Source organism: Pseudoalteromonas sp. SWN166 (assembly GCF_015864485.1).
In the GTDB taxonomy this organism is placed as follows: domain Bacteria; phylum Pseudomonadota; class Gammaproteobacteria; order Enterobacterales; family Alteromonadaceae; genus Pseudoalteromonas.
The window spans coordinates 16628-39946 of sequence record NZ_JADYXB010000038.1; the positions used below are offsets into that span (position 1 = coordinate 16628).

Below are 23319 nucleotides of genomic sequence, written 5' to 3' on the forward strand. Positions count from 1 at the left end.
TTTTATTGCTTATTCAATTATTAAGCCCGGCGCTAGGGTTTGCGGTAAGCTCACTTTGTCTGATTCAACAGACGCTACCGGGTATGCGCAATAATCAGCGGCGTAATAAGCACTTGCTCTGTGATTACCACTGGCACCAATACCGCCAAATGGAGCTGCGCTAGAGGCACCCGTAATAGGGCGATTCCAGTTAACAATACCGGCGCGAATACGCTTTAAAAAGTGAGTGTAATCATCTTCACTATCGCTAAGTAAACCCGCTGATAAGCCAAAGCTTGTGTTGTTGGCTTCAGTAATTGCGCTGTCAAAATCGTCAAAGCGATATACTTTAATCAGCGGTCCAAAATGCTCTTCATCTGGCATGTCGATAACGTGTGTTACATCAATAATACCCGGGCTTACAAAACCTGTGCCTGGTTTTAATTGCTTAAGTTCAACAAGGATTTGCGCGCCTTTTGATACTAATTCACTTTGCGCAGCAACCATGCCTAATGCTGCTTTTTCGCTTATCATTGCACCCATAAAAGGCTGCTCTGTAGCAAAGCTGTCATCTACAACTATGTTTTTAGTCGCGCTTATTAGCTTTTCTAAAATAGCATCGCCGTTGAGCGACTTTTCAATAAATAAGCGGCGTGCACACGTACAGCGCTGGCCTGAGGTAATAAAACCAGATTGAATAATATCGTGCACAGCAGCGCTTACATCACTCACGTCTTTTACAATCAGTGGATTATTACCGCCCATTTCAAGCGCTAAAATCTTACCAGGGTGTCCAGCAAATTGCTTATGTAATAAGTGACCTGTGTTTGAGCTACCGGTAAAAAACAAGCCATCTATATCTTTATGAGAGGCAAGTGCTTTACCTGTTTCAATTTCACCTTGCACAAGGTTAATAACACCTGCAGGTAAGCCCGCTTTTAGCCAAAGTGAGAGCGTAAATTCTGCAACGTGCGGCGTAAGCTCTGATGGCTTAAATATCACGGTATTACCGGCTAAAATTGCAGGAACAATATGCCCGTTTGGTAAATGCCCAGGGAAGTTGTACGGGCCAAAAATAGCAACAACGCCATGCGGTTTGTGTCTAATAAACGCTTTAGCACCAGGCATTGGGTTTTCCGTTGTACCTGTACGCTCATGGTATGCTTTTACAGATATAGCTACTTTACCTGTCATTGCGCCCACTTCGGTACGAGTTTCCCATAATGGCTTGCCAGTTTCGCGTGCAATAATGCTAGCAAATTCTTCGCTGTGTTCTTTTAATTGTGCCGCGAAGTTCTCAAGAATAGCTATACGTTCTTCAAGTGGTTTGTCGGCCCATTGTAATTGCGCGGCTCTGGCTGCTTTTATAGCTGAATCTACTTGATCAGTGTTTGCGGCATTACCTTGCCAAACCACATCACCATTACTTGGGTTGATTGACTCAAATGCAGGGCCAAGGCCTGTATGCCATTGGTTATTAATTAGGTGTGTATTCATAAATAATTTACAGGCGGAAGAATCGCGCTGCATCTCCTTGGCTTAAATTAAGCGCCTTAGCCACATCTTGGCTAATGACGAGAGTATGTTTTGCATGATTGTAATGTGCGTCTTTGGTAAAGGTTGCTCTAAAGCCACTTACGCCTTGATTACATACAGCCAACGTATCTGAGCTATTTTGTGATATGTGATCAAGCTCACCAATTGTTATAGGGCAAACTTGAGAGTCGCGAATACTGCGAATATTACCAAGTTTTGCTTCAACCGTTGGACCTGCGTCAAATAAGTCAACGTAGCCTCTGTGCTCAAAACCTTCTTTTTCTAATAATTTTAGCGCAGGTTTTGTTTTTTCATGCACATGACCAATAACTGCTTGGGCTTTTTTGCTAAGCAAGTTCACATAAATAGGGTATTTAGGCATTAACTCGCTAATAAATACCTTATCGCCTAAGCCCACTAAGTGATCCGCTTCTGGAAATTCGATACTAAAAAAATGCTCTTGAAGCCATTGCCAAAAAGGTGAGTGCCCATCTTCGTCGCTCACGCCGCGCATTTCTGCAATAACAGTATCGGCAAAACGCTCGCTATGCTGCGCCATAAACAAAAAGCGTGAACGCGATAAAAATCGACCTGTTAAACCTTTGCGGCTGTTTTCACGCAAAAACAATGTGCATATTTCAGAGCAACCGGTGTAGTCGTTACACATGCTTAAAATATCAACGGTGTTATATACATTTAAAGTAGGCGAGTGATGAACTGTTTTACCTAAATGATAATGATACAAAGGCACCGACAAGCCCACTGCAGCTTCTATAGCGGTAGTACCTATAACATCACCTGTTTCGCTGTCTTCTAAAACAAATAAATAGCTTTCATCGAGTGGCTGGTTAACATTTTTTGCAAAACTTATTTCAGCGCGTTCAATTTTTTCTTTTAGCTGTGCATCATCAACAGGTAAAGAGGTAAATCCATGGCCTGATTCAATCGCAATTTGTTTAAGTGCGTCAAAATCATTGGCAGTAATAGGACGTAATACTTGCATTAATTACTTGCTCCAATAGCGCGTTTATTAAACGCGCTAAATTTTATTAACCGTTTACTACATCGCTAACGGCTTTTTCAAAGCGCGCTAAGCCTTCTTTAATATCTTCAAACGGAATAACTAAAGATGGCGTAAAGCGAATTACATTCATGCCAGCTACAAGGTTCATTAAACCATTATTAGCACTGGCTACTAAAAAGTCGCGTGCACGGCCTTCAAATTTGTCATTTAGTACTGCGCCAATTAATAAGCCTTTACCGCGTACTTCACTAAACACGTTGTATTTTTCGTTAATTGCATTTAAACCATCACGGAATAACTGTTCGCGCTCTTTAACACCATTTAGTACATCAGGTGTATTTACGGTATCAAATGCAGCTTCGGCTACGGCACAAGCAAGTGGGTTACCACCGTAAGTAGAACCGTGCGTACCAATTTTTAAATGCTCAGCAATGTGTGTGCGAGTGATCATAGCGCCAATTGGAAAACCACCACCTAATGCTTTTGCAGTTGTTAAAATATCAGGTACAACTCCTAAGCCTTCGTAAGCGTATAAATCGCCTGTGCGACCAACACCTGTTTGTACTTCATCAAAAATAAGTAGCGCATTATGTTTAGTACAAAGTTCACGTACTTTTTTAGCAAATTCATCTGTTGGTGAAATAATACCGCCTTCACCTTGCAACGGTTCCATCATAACAGCACATGTTTTATCGCTGATCAGCGCTTCAAATGCAGCAATGTCGTTAAAGTCACAATGTTCTATGTCAGCAGGTTTTGGACCAAAGCCATCAGAATATGCAGCTTGCCCGCCAACGGTTACGGTAAAGAAAGTACGACCGTGAAAGCCTTTGTTAAATGCAATTATTTGTGATTTTTCAGCGCCGTACACATCAAGTGCAAAACGACGGGCTAGTTTAAGTGCCGCTTCGTTTGCTTCTGCACCTGAGTTTGCAAAGTAAACTTTGTCAGCAAATGTTGCTTCAACCATTTTTTGAGCCAAACGAAGCGCTGGCTCATTAGTCATTACATTTGATAAGTGCCAAATTTTTTCGCCTTGTTCTTTTAATGCTTTAACAAGCGCCGGGTGACAATGACCCAAACAGTTAACGGCAATACCACCTGCAAAATCAATAAACTCGTTGTTATTTTGATCCCACACACGAGAGCCTTCGCCACGAACAGGAATAATAGCTGAAGGGTTATAGTTTGGTACCATTACGTCGTTAAATAAGTCTCTTGTTACTTGCATTTTGTACACCTAAATTGAATGGGCTTAGATAAAAGGTTAGTTGCTAACTCAAAGAAGAATATAGCCTTTATTCTTCAGCAAACACGTTATTATTTCTTGTAGGGGTCATTATCGAAGGTTAACAGTTAAATTTGCAGTGCTATTTTGTGAAAAATGATTAAAATAAAAGTCAAAATAACGAAGAAAATAACCATTATGATAACTCTACAAGACGAGAAACTACTTTCTGTACTAAAAACAAACGCTAGAGCCAGTATTTCTGACCTTGCTCGCATGCTCGATTTATCTCGTTCAACAGTACAAAGCCGTATGCTCAAATTAGAAGAAAGCGGTGTGATTAAAGGGTATAGCGTTGATTATGGGGATGACTATTTAAGTAAAATGGTATCAGCTCATGTGTCTATTAAGGTTAAGCAAAAATTAACGACAAAAACGAATATAGAGCTTAAGCAAATAGATGCAATTTCTCAGCTTTATGCCATAAGTGGTGAGTTTGATTTAATTGCTGTGGTACAAGCGCAAAATCTAGAGCAGCTGAGTCATTTGCTAGACGATATAGGTAATCTTGATGGAGTAGAGCGCACTACATCGTCTGTTATTTTAGAGACCAAATTTAAGCGATGAGTCAAAGTACTTATAATTCCAATGCAGCAAGTTATTTTGTTGCTGTATTGGTGGTTGTAGGTGTTGTTTTTGCTCTTTTAATCACTTCTTTCGTTGCTTCATCTAATTTAATAAAATAAGCATTACCGCCAATACCTTTAAACTCTTCATCTGTAAATACAATCGTGTTGTCATCAAAAAAGGTGACGGCTTCTTTTTGAGTAACAATTCCTAAATCTATTTTTGATACATCACCAGAGAAAAACTTATCACCTTTAAAGTTTTCAAATAACCAAAGGCTGGTTGAATCAAGTAACACTAATTTTTTACGATCGGGGCTGAGTGCTGCAGAGGTTATCCAGCAGAGTTTTTCAAGCGTGGTACACGTTTTAAAAGAGTCAACTAACTCAGCATCAAAATTTGCTGCATGATCCCCCACTTTATACACTTTAGTAATGCCATCGAAAGGTTCTGTACGATTTTTAGTAAATAAATATAAATGACGACCGAGTGCTACAAATGCTTCTAAATCAAAATTACGATTATTAGGTTTTATTGGAGTTCCATCCATTTCAGGATAGGTAAATTTGATTATTTCGGCTTGAGTAGTGTCGCCTTTAATATCAATAGGGTTTTCTATTTTATAAATAGTGAGCCATCGACGATCGTTTTTGTTATTACCAAAATCGCCTAAAAAAAAGTGCCCAAATTTGTTTTGAGTCATGTCTTCCCAGTCTATATTTTTAGCATTTTCGACTAAGATTTCTTTGGCGATAGAACCGTCTTGATTGAGGCGGTAAAGCTTAGGTTCATTGCCTCCGTCGTTAATAGCCCATAAACGTTTGTGCTTATCAAATTCAATACCTGATATTTCTTTTAATTTAGGATCAACTGAGATTTCTTTTTTACTATAAAGGGTATAGATTGAAGAACCAACAAGTGTGGCTATTATTAAAAATATGATGGCTATAGTTATAAAAATGCTTTTTTTCAACATGAAAATTATGATATTTCAGAGTATTAAGATGCTGTGTATTATCGCTGATGAAAGTACATAACAAAAGAATTTTATAAATTTAGGCAATACTCTCGGATTATTTAACGTTAAATTCGGTTAAATAAATAAAATGTGATGCCTACCTAGTTGGTTCAAAAATTGCTCTGTACTAGTGAGCTTTTTAAAATAGATTGTTTATATACTAACCGCACTTTTTAGGTGCAGAAAAAATGAATTGTTGCACTGTAATAATGCGTAAATAAAGTTTTGGTTAACTTAAAACGTGTTTAATGATTTTGAATGGAATCCACATCGCCTTTTTGTTTAGTTGTATGGCCTGTGGCAAAGATTAAGTACCCTTTTTGGTTTAGTTGGAGCCTGCTATGTTGAATAAACGTTTTTTTAAAACAAAAGATGAAGCTGAAGTAACCTTTGAGTTTTCTCATCCTGAGGCAGAAGAAGTTTGCTTATTAGGTGAATTTAATGATTGGCAACCTGTGCCAATGAAGCTTAATAAAAAACAAGGTGTTTTTAAATTTAAGCAACGCTTACCTATCGATCAACAATTTCACTTTCGTTATTTAATTAATGGCGATATTTGGGATAACGACCACCAAGCTGATGGCTACATTGGCAATACATTTGGTACAGAAAACAGCATAGTAAATACTCAACGCATTAATTAAGGCGATTCAATGGATGCTCTTTCGCAGTTGTTTTACCTGCATGGTATTGGCTTTGAATTCACTAAGTATACAGGTGAACAGGTGTTTTTTAGCGAAGACACGCGTAAACGTGCTTTGCAATGTTGTGGTGTTGATACAAATAACGAAGCGCAAGTAGCTCAACTAACTTATGATTTAGATGCATCGCTTTGGCTGGATTTAGTGCCCAGTGTGAGTTTAGTTGATCAAAATACGTGTTTGTTAAAGCTTCGTATAGACGAACGCCAGCAAAATTTAGCCGCTAACATTAATATCCCTTCACTTGGGATGAATATAGCGGTTGAGAACCTCTATAACTTGGCGGTTACAGGTGAGTATTACTTACATGGCGTTCGCTACATTGAGCTGGCACTGCCTATAGACACTATGCCAATCGGCTATCATGACGCTAATGTTCAGGTAGGTGAGCAGCAGGCTATTACACAAATTTGGTGTGTGCCTGAGCAAGTTTATCAAGTTGAAGATGCAAAGCGCACTGGATTATCTATTCAGCTTTATACGTTAAAAAATAAAGCGAATTTAGGTATTGGCGACTTTGACGATTTACTAAAGCTTACAAAATTATGCAGCTCGCAAAATATGGATTACATATTACTTAATCCACTGCATTTGTTATTTGCTGATATGCCAGAGCGCGCAAGCCCTTATAGTCCTAATAGTCGCGCTTTATTAAACCCTCTTTATATTTCCATAGTATTAAGCGAAGACGCACCAAATAACGAAAAGCTTAATACTCTAATGCAGCAAGATGATGTAATCGCGTTATTGCAAAGCAACGATCAGTTTATAAATTACGAAAATGTAAGCCGTATAAAGTATGCGTTATTTGAAGCGCTTTATAACCAGTTTGAACTAACAGCAAGTGATGAGCGTCGCCATGCTTTTACAGATTTTTGTAATACTCATTCAACGACGCTAAACACCCTCGAATCAGATAACGTAACGTTTGATTATTACCTGCAATGGCAAGCACATATTCAATTGGCACAGTGCCAAAAAAGTTGTGCAGAGCAAGGTATGGCTATCGGGTTAATAAACGACTTAGCCGTTGGCTGTGCGGGTGATGGAGCCGAATTTAAAAACCAAAAAATATTGTTTAGCGATGGTGCAAGTGTAGGTGCTCCACCTGATCCATGGGCCGAAGCTGGCCAAAACTGGGGGCTTCCAGCACTAAACCCTCAAAGTCTTAGTAATAATCACTACCAATTTTATCGCTCGCTCATTCGCGCAAACATGCAAAATGTAGGTGGACTTAGAATTGACCACGTAATGGCTATTAGACGCCTATGGTGGTGCTTTGAAAATAATGGCGAACAAGATGGCTGTTATGTTTACTACCCGTTTGAGTACTTACTCGCGGTTTTAAAAATTGAATCGCATATTAATCAGAGTATCGTAATTGGGGAAGATTTAGGCGTTGTACCGCCAGAGGTAAGGCAGGCTTTGGCTTCAAGCGGTATCTTTTCTAACAGCTTATTTTATTTTGAAAAACAACACAGTGGTGAATTTTTATCGGTAAATGAGCTAGCAACACATTGTTTGTTAATGATAGCCAATCACGATGTCCCCCCATTTACAGGCTGGTGGCAACATGCTGATTTAAATATTAAGCAACAATACAAGCTAATTACTGATGACGAATACGCGCAATTAAAGCAACAGCGAACAGAAGAGCAGCATAGGCTACTACGTTTTATTAATCACCATGGCAATGCAACTGATCTTTTGTTACATAGCGATGCAATCGAAGTTTATAACGCACTAGCATTGTGTTTAGCAGGCTCTCAATCGCGTTTATTTGCAATACAAATAGATGATTTAGATGAGCAACAGTATCCGGTAAATATCCCTGGGACAGATAAAGAATATCCTAATTGGCGACGTGTATTAACGCATACCAGTGAAGAGATTTTTACTAAAAATGGCTCACTTTTATCTGCTATCGATTCAATAAGGAAAGGTTAAATGAGCAGTACAACTAACAAAAAATCGCCAGCACAGGAGAGCTCAGAACTTGCTAATTCAGTACAAAACAGCTCAGTACAGGAAAATAATTACGATGCACAAGTACATGCATTAAGTACAGGGCGTTTTAAAGACCCATTTAGCTTTTTAGGGGCACATGAAACAAGCGCAGGTATTGAGATTCGCTTGTTCTTACCAACTGCATTAAACGTAAGCGTTACATTAAATAATAAAAATATTGAAGCAAAGCGCTATCAACAAAGTGACTTATTTATAGCCAAAGTTGATGCGCTGCCCACTGCGCCTTATCAATGCATTGCTCAGTACACAAATAGCAGCGTTACCTTTTATGATGAATACAGCTTTGAAAGCACTCTTGATGCACAGGCAATGTATTTATTTAATGAAGGAAGCCTCGAGCATGCTTACTCTCATTTTGGTGCACATTTTAGCACTCAACAAAACGTAGAGGGTGTGCGCTTTTGTGTATGGGCACCCAACGCGGCAAGTGTCTCTATTATTGGTGAGTTTAATTTTTGGCAAGCTAATCGCCATTTTATGCGCTTTCACCCGGCAAGCGGTGTATGGGAGTTATTTGTACCGGGCCTTAAAGCCGACATGTGCTACAAATTTGCAATTACCGCCCAAAGCGGAGACGTACTTGAAAAAGCAGACCCCTATGCATTTAAAATGCAACAAGCACCGGGTACTGCAAGTGTACTGCAGTATAAACCAGAACCTATAACACTTGGCGAGCAGGCACTTAAAAACAGGCAAAAACGCAATCATATTGATGCGCCAATTAGTATTTATGAGGTGCATTTAGGCTCATGGCAACGCGCTGAAAACAACCGCTATTTAAGTTACTCAGAGCTTGCTGACAAACTGGTTAGCTACGCCCTTGAAATGAATTTTACTCACCTGCAACTTATGCCAATAAGTGAATACCCGTTTGATGGTTCGTGGGGTTATCAACCCGTTGGTTTATTTGCACCTACCAGCCGTTTTGGCGACTACAACAGCTTTAAATACTTTGTAGAGCAGTGCCATAAAGCGAATTTAGGTATTTTACTTGATTGGGTACCTGGGCATTTTCCTAGTGATCCGCATGGCTTGCACCGATTTGATGGCACACATTTATATGAACATGCCGATAAGCGCCAAGGTTTTCACCCTGATTGGAATACCTACATTTATAATTACGACCGCCCTGAAGTTAAAAGCTTTTTAATTTCAAATGCTATGTACTGGTTACATCAATTTGGTTTAGATGGTCTGCGGGTAGATGCCGTAGCCTCTATGTTGTATTTAGATTACAGCCGAAAAGAAGGCGAGTGGATCCCTAATTGCTACGGCGGGCGCGAAAACTTAGGTGCAATAGAGTGCTTAAAACAAGTCAATATGCGCAGCTACAAAAACAACCCAGGCATTATGATGGTGGCTGAGGAGTCAACAGCATGGCCAGGTGTTACCCAAAGTGTTGAGCATAACGGTTTAGGTTTTGGCTATAAATGGAATATGGGCTGGATGAACGATAGCTTGCATTACATGCAGCACGACCCGCTTTATCGTCAGCATCATCATCACGAGATGACTTTTTCGATGGTATATGCCTTTAGTGAAAACTATATATTGCCATTAAGCCACGATGAAGTAGTACACGGAAAAGGCTCGTTAATTGAAAAAATGCCAGGCGATGATTGGCAGAAATTTGCAAACTTACGCGCTTATTATGCATTTATGTGGGCACACCCAGGTAAAAAGCTCTTGTTTATGGGTGGCGAAATTGCACAGCGAAAAGAGTGGGGGCACGATCATTCTATCGATTGGCATTTACTTGAGCACCAAAGCCATAACGGGGTAAAGCAAACCGTAAAAGCGCTCAATACCGTTTATAAAACCCAACCCGCGTTGTATGAGTTAGATTCGAGTGCAGCTGGTTTTACCTGGATAGATAACAATAACAATCAGCAGAGCATTTTAAGCTTTGTTCGCTATGCTAAAAACGCAAAAGACTTTGTGGTTGTTATTGCTAACTTTACCCCCGCGTCATATGAAAACTATGTTATTGGCGTACCGAGTAAAGGACGTTACAAGGTTATTTTAAATACTGACGACACTCAGTTTTTTGGCTCAGGCGTTGAGGTAACTAAAGATTCATCGCAGATAGTTAATGCTATCGATGAGTCAAACCATGGCTTTAAACACAGTATTTCAATTGCCATTGGCGGCTTAACCACTATTTACTTACAAAAGGTTGATGATGAGTAACCAATTTGATGTAGCCGCAGGTAATGTAGAACCGCTAGGCTCTAGTGTTATTAATAACGGGGTTAACTTTGCGCTTTATGCGCCAGGTGCAAGCCAAGCTTATGTATGTCTGTTTGACAAAAGTGGCCATTCAGAAATCCTAAAAATGGCGATGAATATCAACGAAGGGGGTATTTGGAGTATTCATATTTCGCCATTAAGCGCAGGCGCACTTTATGGCTTTAGAGTCGAGGGTGAATATAACCCTAAAAATGGTCAATTATTTAACGAAAATAAGCTACTTATAGACCCGTATGCAAAAGACTTATTTGGCGAGTTTACTTGGAGCGAACGTCATTATGGGCAAATGCCAATTGGTACGAAAAGTTGCGTAAATAATGCGATTGATATACCTAAATCAAAAGTAGCAGCTCCTACTTTGTATGCGCATAAAAAGCCAAACCACCGCTGGTCAAACACGGTCATTTACGAGTGTCATGTTAAGGGCACAACGTGTCGTCATCCTAAAATACCTAAATCTCTACAAGGGAAGTTTTTAGGGTTAAGCCACCCTAGTTTTATTGAGCACTTACAAAGCTTTGGCGTTACAGCAGTTGAGCTTTTACCTGTTCATTCATTTATTAGTGAGCAATTTTTAACTGCAAAAGGCCTACAAAACTATTGGGGTTATAACACGCTTAACTTTTTTACCCCTCATAAAGACTATTTGGTAAACGACGATATAAACGAGTTTAAGCAAATGGTGCGTGAGCTTCATGCAGCCGACATAGAAGTTATTTTAGATGTTGTTTATAACCATACAGCAGAGGCGGGGGCAGATGGCCCTATATTATCGTTAAGAGGCTTTGATAACTTAGCGTATTACCGCACAGTAGAAGGGCAGCCTGATGTATATATAAACGATACTGGCTGTGGCAATACCATAAATATTGATCACCCTAAAACACTGCAACTGGTACTCGACAGCCTTCGTTATTGGGTTGAAGTAATGGGAGTTGATGGTTTTAGGTTTGATTTAGCGACCATTTTAGGGCGCTCGAAAGCAGGCTTTAGCTCTGCGCATACTTTTTTACAAGTGGTAGCTCAAGATCCAGTGCTAAACAAGGTTAAGCTAATAAGTGAGCCTTGGGATATCGGCCCTGGTGGCTATCAGTTGGGTGCATTTCCGCCGCCATGGCGAGAATGGAACGATCAATACCGTGATGTAATTAGACGTTTTTGGCAAAGTGAAACAGGCATTATAGCAAGCGTTGGAAAACGTTTGCATGGATCGTTTGATATTTTTGAGCACAGCCAGCGCGGACCACTCAATAGTATCAACTTTATAACGAGTCATGATGGTTTCACGCTTGCTGATTTAGTGAGTTATGAGGAAAAACATAACGAAGCTAATGGTGAGCAAAATCGAGACGGGCACAGTGCAAATCACTCGTTTAACTGCGGAGTAGAAGGCTTTACCAGTGACTCAAAAATAAATGCACTGCGCTTACAACAACAAAAAAACTTTTTACTTACTTTGATACTCTCAAAAGGTGTTCCCATGATTGCCGCTGGCAGCGAAATGGCGCACTCGCAAGGGGGTAATAACAATGCCTATTGCCAAAATAATCGTACGAGTTGGCTTGCCTGGAAAGATTCTCAGCTTAATCATTCGCTAACACGATTTATTGATGACGCGTTAAAAATTAGACGCGCACACCGTGCGTTTAAACACAGTGTATTTTTAGATGATATAGACGAGCGTTTTACCGTTAAGTGGTTTACCGAACAAGGTAAAACCATGACCGACGCGAATTGGCATGAAGATACCAGGCAGTTTTTAATGTATAGCTTACTTGATAAGCAAAATAATCATGCATTACTGATGGTATTTAATGCCAGTAAAAAAACAGTTTTTTGCCAAATGCCGCCTTCGCCTATTAATGCACCGTGGCAAATGGTTTTATCAAGTGTAAATAATGCATCTGTGAGTAGTAATGAAGATGCGATGGTTGAAATTACAGCACAAAGCAGCTGGGTTTTTAGTGCCAATTTAGAGGATGTAAGTCATGGCTAAACAAAGTGATCAAGTATGTGTAGTAAAGGGCTGGCAAGAAGGTCCTGTTATAGATGAAAGTACGCTTAAAGATGACTTAACACGGCATTTTTATTATACCCTCGGCCGCGATAAAGTTGGCGAGTCGCAGCATTATTTATATCACGCATTAGCGCTTACTATTCGCGACAGACTTGTTGCGCGTTGCAGAGAAACAAACCAGCAAATTAAGCAAAATAAACGCCGTAAAACAGCCTATTTATCGCTTGAGTTTTTAATGGGGCGTGCACTTGGTAATGCCGTTTTAAATTTAGATTTAGACGAGCAAGTAAGCTCAGCGCTACAAGAATACTGTACAACAATAGAAACGATTGAAGATGCCGAACACGACGCAGGCTTAGGTAACGGTGGTTTAGGCCGCCTAGCTGCTTGTTTTTTAGATAGCTGTGCTAGTCTAGCGTTACCTGTCATTGGTTATGGCCTTCGTTACGAATACGGCATGTTTAACCAATCCATTAAAGATGGTAACCAAATTGAGCAACCAGATAACTGGCTGCGCGAAGGGCACCCATGGGAGCTAAGCGCGCCAGAGCATGCAAAACGTGTGAAATTTGGCGGCTACGTGCAAAGTTACACGGATAAATTTGGCCGAGAGCATCGTCAATGGATGAGTTCACAAGATGTATTAGCTGTCCCTTACGATGTCCCTGTCCCAGGTTATAAAAACAATATTGTAAATACGCTACGCTTATGGAAATCAGAAGCGACAGATGAATTTAATTTGACCGAATTTAATGCAGGCAGTTACTCAGAAGCCGTCGCACAAAAAAACCTAGCTGAACAAATTACCATGGTGCTGTATCCAAACGACAGCAGCGAAAATGGTAAAGAGCTTAGATTGCGCCAACAATACTTTTTATCATCTGCGAGTATTCAAGACGTAGTTGATCAGTGGGTTTCCCAACATGGCGAGAACTTTAGCGACTTTGCTGATTTTCATGTTTTTCAGTTAAACGACACGCACCCAAGTATTGCTGTTGCAGAGCTGATGCGTATTTTAATTGATGATTACGAACTTGATTGGAACGATGCTTGGCAAATTACCACTAAAACAATGGCCTACACAAACCATACGCTACTTCCTGAAGCGCTTGAAAAGTGGTCTGTTTCGTTGTTTTCAAAACTATTGCCACGTATTTTAGAAATAGTTTACGAGATAAACGCACGCTTTTTAGCACAAGTTGCACAGCAATGGCCGGGTGATGTTAATAAACAGCGTGCCTTATCTTTAATTGAAGAGGGTGACGAGCCGAAAATTCGTATGGCTTATTTAGCTATTGTAGGTAGTTACTCTGTAAATGGCGTAGCGGCACTGCATACTGAACTGTTAAAAGCGGGCTTATTTAAAGAGTTTTACGCGCTGTGGCCAGATAAATTTAATAACAAAACCAATGGTGTTACACCAAGACGCTGGCTTGCGCATTGTAATCCTATTTTAAGTGAATTAATCAGCGAAAAAATTGGTCATGGCTGGGTTAAAGACTTTTCAGCTATTAGTGACCTACGCCGCTTTTTTGATGACAAAGCATTTCATGGGCAATGGCAAAATGCTAAACGCGAAAACAAACAGCGTTTAGTTGATTTGGTTAAGACTCGCTGCGATGTTGATTTTGACGTATCGATGATGTTTGACGTACAGGTAAAACGTATTCACGAATATAAACGTCAGCTATTAAACATACTTCATGTGATTCATTTATACGACCGCATTCGCCGTGGTGATACTCAAGGGCTTGTTCCTCGTTGTGTTTTATTAGGTGGTAAGGCAGCGCCTGGTTATTACATGGCTAAAAAAATCATTAAGCTTATTAATAACGTGGCAGAGGTTATAAATAAAGACCCGTTAGCAGCCCCGTATTTACGCGTCGCCTTTTTACCTAATTACAACGTAACCGCTATGGAAGTGATTTGTCCTGCAACCGATTTATCAGAGCAAGTATCTACCGCAGGTAAAGAAGCATCTGGTACTGGCAACATGAAGTTTATGATGAATGGTGCATTGACGATAGGCACGCTAGATGGTGCTAACATTGAAATTAGAGACGCTGTTGGTGCAGATAACTTCTTTTTGTTTGGCGCACAAGCGCATCAAATTGATGATATTAAATCGCGTTACAACCCTGAGCACTTAATCGCACAAAATAGTGATTTAAATAATGTAATGCAACTACTCGAAAGCGGTCATTTTAATTTGTTTGAACCGTGCTTATTTGACGATATAACCAATGCAATTAAAAGCCCGCACGATCCATGGCTTGTAGCTCACGATTTTGAGAGTTACGTAGTTGCTCAAAAAGAAGTAGATAAAGCGTACGCAGATCAAACCTACTGGACACAAATGAGTATTTTAAATACGGCAGCCAGTGGAATGTTTTCAAGTGATAGAACCATAAGCCAATACAGTGAAGACATTTGGCATTTAGAACCCCTCAATATTAGTGAAACAGACTTAACGACAACTAAAAGCCATGCCACTAACAGCCTAGACTAAATGGAGAGAGTATTATGCCTAATTATGCAAATCGCTACATAAGTAGCTTAACCCGGGAAACTTACGCGTTAATACTGGCAGGGGGTCGCGGCTCTCGTCTGCATGAGCTAACCGACTGGCGAGCAAAGCCCGCAGTTTACTTTGGTGGTAAGCATCGAATTATCGATTTTCCACTATCAAACTGTATTAACTCGGGTGTGAGACGCGTTGGTATTGCCACACAATATAAGTCGCATTCACTCATTCGCCATGTAAACCGCGCGTGGGGGCACTTTAAAAAAGAGCTGGGTGAGTCGGTTGAAATACTCCCTGCATCTCAGCGTCAAGGCGATGATTGGTACTGTGGAACCGCAGATGCAGTTTTTCAAAATATAGATATTATTCGTCACGAATTGCCTAAATATGTGATGATTTTGTCTGGAGATCATGTGTACCGCATGGACTATGGTGCTTTACTGGCTGAACACGTGCAAAAAGGCGCTGATATGACCGTATGTTGTATTGAAGTGCCCGTAGAGGAAGCCGCTGATACGTTTGGTGTAATGACTGTTGATGAGCAAAACAGAGTGTGTCGTTTTGATGAAAAACCAGCAATGCCTAGCTCTGTACCGGGTAAGCCAGGTACCTGTTTAGCATCAATGGGGAATTACATTTTTAATACTGAATTTTTGTTTGAGCAACTTAAAAAAGATTCTGAAAATGAAGGCTCAGGCCGCGACTTTGGCCACGATATTATTCCGGCGATTATAGAAGAGCATAATGTATTTGCTTTTCCGTTTAGAGATCCAGACCAAGAAGGGCAACCTTATTGGCGCGATGTAGGTACGCTAGATTCATTTTGGGAAGCTAATATGGAGCTGGTAATGCCAGAGCCACAACTCGACTTATACGATCCAACGTGGCCAATATGGACTTATCAAGAGCAACTACCGCCCGCTAAATTTATTTTTGATGACGATGACAGACGCGGAATGGCATTAGACTCTACCGTGTCGGGTGGGTGTATCATTTCGGGCTCTGCAGTAAGAAAGTCTTTATTGTTTTCTAATGTGCATGTTCGTTCTTTTTGTACCATTGAGCAGTCGGTAATTTTACCAGGTGCAGTTATAAACCGAGGTTGTAAAATTAAGCGCGCAATAATAGATAGAAGCTGTGAAATACCGGCAGGTCTTGAAATCGGTTTTGACAAAAAAACAGATGAAGAAAACGGCTTTAGGGTCTCTAAAAAAGGCATCGTTCTTGTTACCCGTGATATGCTCACTGAGCTTGCAAAAAAGTTAGAGCGCCAAGCGCGTGAGAATAAAAAGCTAGCGTAACAATAAGTTAAGTAAGCACGACAACAAAGCTTGCTCATTTATGAGCAAGCCCACACAGATTTAAAGGAAGTAGTAAATTAATGCATGTATTAATGGTTGCAGCAGAAAATGACGCGTTACCGGGCGCAAAAGTAGGTGGTGTTGCAGATGTAGTGCGCGATGCCCCTAAAGCTCTCGTCAAAAAAGGTATAACGGTTGATGTTGTTATTCCTGACTATGGGTTTGAGCCGCTTGAGCGTATTTATATAGGTGAAGTAACCGTTGCATTTAATGCTCAACCCCATGTATTAACACTTTTCAAAATAGAGCAACCACAAAGTAATGTAAGCCAAATTGTTATTAGCCATCCGTTATTTAGTGAATCAGGCAGTGTATATTGTAATGATGCACCGGGGAGGCCTTTTGCAACCGATGCCACAAAATTTGCTTTATTTAATGCAGCTGTTTGCGAAGCGTTATTACAAGGTGTGTTAAAGCGCCCTACAGCGCTGCATTTACATGACTGGCACAGCGCCTGCGTTGCAGTTTTACTTAAGTTTGAGCCTCGTTATAGCTCACTTAATACCTTACATATTGCCTACACGGTGCATAATATTGCACTGCAAGGGATAAGACCTTTTAAACACGACGACTCAAGCTTAGAGGCGTGGTTTCCGTCACTTAGTTATAATGGCCAACAAATATGCGATCCGCGTTATCCGCATTGCTTTAACCCTATGCGCAGTGCAATTAACCTATGCGATAAAGTACATGTTGTATCGCCAACCTACAGCCAAGAGGTTCTTGAACCTAGCAATTACGAGCATGGCTTTTTTGGTGGTGAAGGGCTTGAGCAAGATCTTCAAAACGCAGCAAGCCAAGGTAAGCTTGTTGGTATTTTAAATGGCTGTGAATACCCAAGTAACACTTTAGAGGGGGTTACAATCGCTGATTTTTATAGCCAAGCAGAAAACACATTGTTTGGCTGGATGGCAAATAACGAGCAGTTACAAAGCGGCTATTATATTGCCCATCAACGACTACAACAATTTAAAGCTACGGCTAATGATGGGCCACTAGTCACAAGCGTTGGCCGACTTACAGAGCAAAAGGTTTTGTTATTGTGCCAGCAGGTAAATGGAACTTTAGCTATTGATAAAGTGTGCCAAGTAATTAATGAATATAACGGTAGGCTTATTATTTTAGGCTCGGGTGACAAAGAACTCGAGAGCATATTTACCAAAGCAATGGCACGTAATTCCAATCTTTTATTTTTGAAAGGTTATGGTCAAGGTGTTGGCGATTTAATGTATCAACTAGGTGACTTGTTTTTAATGCCAAGCTCGTTTGAACCTTGTGGTATTAGCCAAATGCTGGCAATGCGTGCGGGGCAACCGTGTTTAGTTCACAGTGTAGGCGGATTAAAAGACACGGTAAAGCATCATGAAAATGGATTTAGTTTTAATGGCGATACGTTGGCAACGCAAACGAGTAATTTAATTAGCTGTTTAGACGAAACTCTCTTAATTAAAAAGCAGAATCCTAAAAAGTGGCATAAAATAAAGCACAGCGCAGAGCAAATGCGTTTTTCGTGGCCACAAGTGGCAGCTGATTATATAACAACCTTATATAGGTAAATCGTTACTGTATTTCAAAGTTTAGTGACAATTGTGCCTGCTTAGGGTTTAATTACTTAGTATTATATAAAAACTAAGAAGTAGGTAATGTGTCTGTATTTGTTGCAAGGCAAGCAATATTCAATAGAAGTAAAAAAGTAGTAGCCTATGAGCTACTTTTTCGTGATAGTCCTAAAAATTATTTTCCTGATATTGCCGAAGGCCAAGCAACAGCAAGGCTTATTATGGAAAATCAACTTAACTTAGGCACACGTCATATTACATCAGGTAAAAAGGCGCTCATTAATATAGGGCCAGAATCTTTAAAACTCGATTTATGTGCTTTTTTACCATGCCAAGACGTTGTAATTGAGTTACTCGAAACCATCGAACCCAACGACGATAACTATGAACTATGCCGAGGTTTATTTCATAGTAACTACAAACTTGCACTCGATGACTTTGTATATAAACCACAATGGGATCGTTTCTTAAAGCTTGTTAAACTCATTAAGTTTGATATTGCAATTACACCTCTTAGCGAAATACAGCCCATAATTAATAAGTTACAATCGCATAAACAAATAAAAATACTAGCCGAAAAAATAGAAACCCAAGACGATTACAAGCTCGCCTTTGATATGGGGTTTGATTATTTTCAAGGCTATTTTTTTGCAAAACCCACCATGATCAAACAAAACGACATCGACTATAACTATGGTTTAGTCGTCGCTATTTACGCCGAAATAATGAAAAACAGTCCAGATATAAAAGCTATATCTGGACTGTTTGAGCTTGATGCTGCGCTTGCATATAAATTGCTGCGTTTAATAAACAGCGGTGTGTTTCCTATACAAAGCGAAATATCATCGCTCAAGCAAGCGCTTGTGTATTTAGGGCATGAACGCCTTAAAAAGTTTGTGAGCCTTATTGTTACTGCTCATACAGCGGGTAAAAAGCCTGCAGAGTTAATGCAAGTGTGTATTGTACGTGCTCGTTTTTGTGAGTTGTTAGCAAAAAATGTTGATAAAAGCCAGTCAGGCGAAGCATTTTTAACTGGGCTATTCTCGTTACTGGATGCAATACTTGATCAACCCATGAGCTTACTTGTTGAAAAACTCCCTTTTCCTGATGAAATAAAAACGGCATTATTAGGGGATAAAAACACACTGTATTATATTTTAAATGTTGTTAAAGCATACGAAACAGGGAGCTGGTGGGCACTTGAGCAAGCCGTACTTTTGCTAAATATAGATAGTGCTATACTACCTCCACTTTACCAGCAGTCAGTCGATTGGGCTGACAGTTACAAGAACAATATTTAACGGATAACAGCTTTAATGCGCAATTATAATATGGACTTTATTCGCGGCATTGCCGTGCTTGGCCTAGTTTACATGAATGCTTACGCCTTTGGCCTTTTTGAATACGGATATACCCCTTTAGCTAATCCTCCTGTTAGCGACTCAATTATTCACACCTTTAGCAGCGTGTTTGTAGATGGGCGTTTTAGAACGCTGTTTAGTTTGCTTTTTGGCGCCGGGCTTTACATTCAATGGCAACGTTATAAGTCTGAGGTGCAATTAAAAAGTAGGCTTTATTGGTTAATACTCTTTGGTTTAGCGCATGGTTTTTTACTTTGGGCAGGTGATATTTTATTTGTTTACGGTGTATCTGGCTGGTTTGTTATTAAATATTTAGAGAGTAATAGCAACGTACTTTTAAAAAGAGGGCTTGAATTTATTCTGTTATCGGGTGTAGCTACCGTGCTTGTTATATCTAGCGCACCCGATGAAGTAATTTACCGCGATTCAGCACAGTTTATAGATTTATATAACCCGCACTATATTGATTACTTTATTAGTAACCTCGCTATGAACATGTTAATGCTGATTATAGTGCCAATAATGACAATGTGGATGTGCGTGGGTCTTATGCTCATTGGTATTTATTTATATAAACAAGACGTTTTTAGTAAAGGCTTAACGACTCAGCAATTAATAATTTGCGTTGCAATGACCATTATTTTTTGTGGTGTTAGGCTTTATGCATCACAGCTTAGTGGCAGTTTAGGGTATGGGGTGCAAGAGTTTGTAAATATGTTTGCGGCGCTAGGTATGGCTACGCTGTATATTCATTTAATTGTTAAGTTTTGCAATAACAGGGCACATGTCGGCACGCTTATTCAACAAGCAGGGCGCTTAGCATTTACTTTATATATTAGCCAAACACTCATGCAATTATTGTTATATAAAGTGCTATTTACGCACTGGGTACTCAGTTTTGATCGTATTGATTACTGGTTAGTAGCAACGGGTTTAGTTGTGCTGCAGCTCATATTTACCTTTATATACAGCCGCTATTTTAATCAAGGTCCGCTTGAATATGTATGGCGTAAATTAACGAAAGCAAAAATTAGTGCTTAAACGTCTATAAATAGTAAATTAGGGGCGAAAAAATAGTGTGGGTGGTTTACACTACTCGCCTTAAAAATTACTACGCTATAAGTGCCATGACCGAATTAAAACGTTTAAATAAATTTATTAGTGAAACAGGATTTTGTTCACGCCGCGAAGCCGATAAATATATTGAGCAAGGGCGTGTCAGCGTTAATGGCTACTTACCAGAAATGGGCGTAAAAGTAGCCGCTACCGATGTTGTATTAATTGATGGTAAACCGCTTAAAGCGACGCCGAAGCGCGTTTATATTGCTTACAATAAACCCGTTGGCATAACGTGTACTACCGAAAGTAAAATTCAAAGTAACATTATACGAGCGGTAAATTATCCTACACGTATATTCCCAATAGGGCGCTTAGATAGACCGTCTGAAGGGCTTATATTTTTAACTAACGAAGGCGACATCGTTAATAAAATTTTGCGTGCGGGTAATAATCACGAAAAAGAATACGTTGTTACGGTAGATAAACCGCTTAATCGTCAGTTTGTTACAAAAATGGCGAATGGCGTGCCTATTTTAGATACCGTCACTAAAGAATGTAAAGTAACGCAAAGTGGCCCTAAAGAATTTAAAATAGTACTTACCCAAGGTTTGAACCGTCAAATACGCCGTATGTGTGAGTATTTAGGCTACGAAGTGGTAACCTTAAAACGTACGCGCATAATGAACGTAACACTTAAAGGTTTAAAAGTAGGGCAGTGGCGTCATTTATCAGATATTGAAATGGCGCAAATAAACGACTCAATTTCTGATTCTGGTAAAACCCAAGAGCACTCGCTTGATACTAATAAACAATCAGAAAATAATACACCTTTAGCGCCTAAAAAACGCGATTTTCAGGGCGAAAACCCACGCCGATTTAACAACGGCGATCTAAATGCTGAGCGCAGTACTGAACGCAATAAAAATCGTAACTCTCAACGTACTAATGCTAGCGACGAACGCAAAAATGAGCGCAGTAACGCGCCTTATCAAAAGCGTTCTACTACATATGTGGGTAAGCCAAAAAGCATTAAAGAAAACAAATCGTCTAATGCTAAACCAGACGCAAAACCAAGCTCGGATCGTATACTCAGCTTAAAAAAATAATGTGCAGCTAAGTGGTAATACTCACTACCACTGTATTTCTTGTACTATATTGCCCAGTGGGCTTTTAACGCCCACTAAATTTACGTTGTTATTTTGCAAATTCACCAGCTTACTCTTATCTAAATACCATCTAAAACTGTGTTTCCTGTAGCTTTTTAAGTCAAGCACAGTCAGCTTTGAGCAACTGTATTCATAATCAGTTGGGCAAGTGGCTACTTCAAGTAATTGATATTCTTGCTGCCATATATTATCGCTGTATTTATTGGCCAGTAACTTTACTGAAATGCATACCGACGTCCACAACCATATGTAAATTAAAATAGGTAAACCGATTGGTATAAATACTGAGCGGAACTTCCCGTGTTCAACAATATAATCTTTAACAGTATGTTTAAATTCAAAGTTATTATTATATTTTTTATATAAGTGCCTAAATAAAATTACTGACAATACTATCGTCATTATAGGAAATAGCGTAAATGTTAAAGTGTCGTATATACCGTTGGGGATAAAAGCGGGATCGGTTTGTTCATCCCATGTAAGCAAAAACAGTGGGGGAGCCGTTGTTAAAAATAACAGAGCGCTATTGAATAGTTGTTTAAAGGTCACCGGTTATCCGCTCATAAAGTATTGCTTTGTATAAAGCCTCAATTAGCGCTTAATGTTTAACTCTTAAATGCTAAAGCCAATATAAAATAAGAGTATACCTAAATAAATCGCAATCGCCGATAATGAATTTTTAGAGCGCAGGCGCTTAACTAAGTCTCTTGTGCCATCAATCATGCCGGAAACTACCAGCAATAAGCCCCCTGTAAATCGATAGTTGTTTAAGTTTACGTTACCATTTTCGTCGGTTATAAAACGTAAATAGCCACAGAGTATAAAAATACTGCCTGCTATAAGTATTATTAACTTAAATTTTTCCAATGCTATACCTTTATACTAAATACAAAAAATGCCATAACCGGATAGGTTATGGCATTTAACTATAAGGTATCTATAGAGCAAGCTGCAATAATATTTACTTAACCTGAGCTTTGGTTAAAAGGTTATGCACTTCAGACTTGAATCTGCCATCTATTAAAACAGCAGATATCTAGCGTTCAGATTACTTAGCAAACCCACCTAGAGGTTTAAGCAAGAGTGGCGATAGAGCTGCGTGTTTATCTGTAAGCTCTTTTGGTAAATCGCCTAAATGCACCATACGTGTTGGTGTTGCTGCAGCAATCCAACGCTCTGCATGGTCATCCCAGTTTTGAATGTGGATATGCGACGCTTCTAAGTCTCTAAAACGCTCATAAACCATAATGTCGCCATCATCAGACATATAATATTGGTAGTTTAGTGTACCTGGCTCTGTTTTTGCGCGCTCTACTTGTGAGTTCATTACTTCACGGAAGGCGTCTAATTGGCCTGGATTTAGCTTAGCTTCAACAATCCAGCCAAAGTTATTAAATGTTGTATCGCCGTCTTTTTCAATTTGACTTGTTTGCTCTTCTTCGCGAGAAAAACCACCAAAGGGTTTAAGCCATAATGGGCTTAGAGCAGCATGGCGTTTACGAACATCATCAGGTAGGTCACCTAAATGCATCATGCGTGTTGGAGCCGCAGCTGCCATCCAGCGCTCTGCGTGGTCATCCCAATTTTCAATATGCTCGTGTGAAGAGTTTGCATCAGCAAAGCGCTCATAAACTAAAATATCACCCGCATCAGACATATAGTACTGATAATTTTTAGTGCCTACTTCTTTAAGAGCACGATTAACTTGCGAATTCATTACCGCTTTAAAGTTTTCAAGTTCACCAGCGTTAAGCTTTGCTTCTTGTATCTCTCATTGATAAATGATTAGCTATCATTTATCACATCGAAGTCAGTGAGCTTGCCTTTGCGTCTAGTATTTAATACTGCTCCGTAGATAAAGCCCTGACTTTCTATTCTCAG

The 23319-nt window shown here is 39.7% G+C and carries 18 protein-coding genes; 11 read left to right on the top strand and 7 right to left on the bottom strand.

From position 1 onward, the window contains the following. Positions 1–9: 9 nt before the first annotated feature. The 3 genes from astD to I6F49_RS17050 are packed head-to-tail and all read right to left on the bottom strand — an operon-like array spanning position 10 to position 3770. Positions 10–1476: a succinylglutamate-semialdehyde dehydrogenase gene (gene astD / locus I6F49_RS17040; RefSeq protein ID WP_197181416.1), complete on the bottom strand. Its 1467-nt coding sequence runs from the start codon at positions 1474–1476 to the stop codon at positions 10–12. A gap of 7 nt (positions 1477–1483) precedes the next feature. Then, positions 1484–2518: an arginine N-succinyltransferase gene (gene astA / locus I6F49_RS17045; protein WP_197181417.1), complete on the bottom strand. Its 1035-nt coding sequence runs from the start codon at positions 2516–2518 to the stop codon at positions 1484–1486. A gap of 46 nt (positions 2519–2564) precedes the next feature. After that, positions 2565–3770, bottom strand: a complete 1206-nt coding sequence (locus I6F49_RS17050) for an aspartate aminotransferase family protein (protein ID WP_166421215.1) — start codon at positions 3768–3770, stop codon at positions 2565–2567. 195 nt (positions 3771–3965) lie between these two features. Here I6F49_RS17050 and I6F49_RS17055 point away from each other — a divergent pair, with 195 nt between their 5' ends. Further along, positions 3966–4394 carry an Lrp/AsnC family transcriptional regulator gene (locus tag I6F49_RS17055; protein ID WP_166421216.1) on the top strand — a complete coding sequence of 143 codons (429 nt, stop codon included), beginning with the start codon at positions 3966–3968 and terminating at the stop codon, positions 4392–4394. Between the two features lie 31 nt (positions 4395–4425). On the opposite strand, the gene I6F49_RS17060 is transcribed toward I6F49_RS17055, so the two are convergent. Beyond that, positions 4426–5370: a hypothetical protein gene (locus I6F49_RS17060; protein ID WP_166421217.1), complete on the bottom strand. Its 945-nt coding sequence runs from the start codon at positions 5368–5370 to the stop codon at positions 4426–4428. A gap of 383 nt (positions 5371–5753) precedes the next feature. Here I6F49_RS17060 and I6F49_RS17065 point away from each other — a divergent pair, with 383 nt between their 5' ends. From I6F49_RS17065 to rluF, 10 genes are all read left to right on the top strand, one after another. After that, on the top strand, positions 5754–6056 hold the full coding sequence (locus I6F49_RS17065) for an isoamylase early set domain-containing protein (RefSeq protein ID WP_007580752.1): 303 nt from the start codon (positions 5754–5756) through the stop codon (positions 6054–6056). Positions 6057–6065: 9 nt separating this feature from the next. Further along, positions 6066–8060 carry a 4-alpha-glucanotransferase gene (gene malQ, locus I6F49_RS17070; RefSeq protein WP_197181418.1) on the top strand — a complete coding sequence of 665 codons (1995 nt, stop codon included), beginning with the start codon at positions 6066–6068 and terminating at the stop codon, positions 8058–8060. Further along, positions 8061–10331, top strand: coding sequence for a 1,4-alpha-glucan branching protein GlgB (gene glgB / locus I6F49_RS17075; protein WP_197181419.1), 2271 nt, complete (start codon positions 8061–8063; stop codon positions 10329–10331). Next, complete coding sequence (glgX, locus tag I6F49_RS17080; RefSeq protein WP_197181420.1) at positions 10324–12387, top strand: glycogen debranching protein GlgX; 2064 nt, start codon at positions 10324–10326, stop codon at positions 12385–12387. Before glgB ends, glgX begins: the two co-directional genes overlap by 8 nt. Next, a complete protein-coding gene (locus I6F49_RS17085) occupies positions 12380–14917 on the top strand; it encodes a glycogen/starch/alpha-glucan phosphorylase (protein ID WP_197181421.1) in 2538 nt (845 codons plus the stop codon). Before glgX ends, I6F49_RS17085 begins: the two co-directional genes overlap by 8 nt. 14 nt (positions 14918–14931) lie before the next feature. Next, positions 14932–16233 carry a glucose-1-phosphate adenylyltransferase gene (gene glgC / locus I6F49_RS17090; RefSeq protein ID WP_197161274.1) on the top strand — a complete coding sequence of 434 codons (1302 nt, stop codon included), beginning with the start codon at positions 14932–14934 and terminating at the stop codon, positions 16231–16233. A gap of 80 nt (positions 16234–16313) precedes the next feature. Then, entirely contained in the window at positions 16314–17849 is a 1536-nt protein-coding gene (locus I6F49_RS17095) for a glycogen synthase (RefSeq protein ID WP_197118936.1), read from the top strand. A gap of 89 nt (positions 17850–17938) precedes the next feature. After that, positions 17939–19153 carry an EAL and HDOD domain-containing protein gene (locus I6F49_RS17100; protein ID WP_197118937.1) on the top strand — a complete coding sequence of 405 codons (1215 nt, stop codon included), beginning with the start codon at positions 17939–17941 and terminating at the stop codon, positions 19151–19153. A 30-nt stretch (positions 19154–19183) separates the two neighbouring features. After that, positions 19184–20254: a DUF418 domain-containing protein gene (locus I6F49_RS17105; protein WP_197181423.1), complete on the top strand. Its 1071-nt coding sequence runs from the start codon at positions 19184–19186 to the stop codon at positions 20252–20254. An 86-nt stretch (positions 20255–20340) separates the two neighbouring features. Continuing rightward, positions 20341–21378 carry a 23S rRNA pseudouridine(2604) synthase RluF gene (gene rluF, locus I6F49_RS17110; RefSeq protein WP_166421225.1) on the top strand — a complete coding sequence of 346 codons (1038 nt, stop codon included), beginning with the start codon at positions 20341–20343 and terminating at the stop codon, positions 21376–21378. 24 nt (positions 21379–21402) lie between these two features. Here rluF and I6F49_RS17115 read toward each other — a convergent pair whose 3' ends face one another. From I6F49_RS17115 to I6F49_RS17125, 3 genes are all read right to left on the bottom strand, one after another. Further along, entirely contained in the window at positions 21403–21987 is a 585-nt protein-coding gene (locus I6F49_RS17115) for a hypothetical protein (RefSeq protein ID WP_166421226.1), read from the bottom strand. 63 nt (positions 21988–22050) lie between these two features. Continuing rightward, positions 22051–22305 carry a MetJ regulator of methionine regulon gene (locus I6F49_RS17120; RefSeq protein ID WP_166421227.1) on the bottom strand — a complete coding sequence of 85 codons (255 nt, stop codon included), beginning with the start codon at positions 22303–22305 and terminating at the stop codon, positions 22051–22053. 181 nt (positions 22306–22486) lie between these two features. After that, the gene (locus I6F49_RS17125) at positions 22487–23155 is read right to left on the bottom strand and encodes a putative quinol monooxygenase (protein WP_231615122.1); all 669 of its coding nucleotides are present in this window, start codon (positions 23153–23155) and stop codon (positions 22487–22489) included. Positions 23156–23319: the final 164 nt, after the last annotated feature.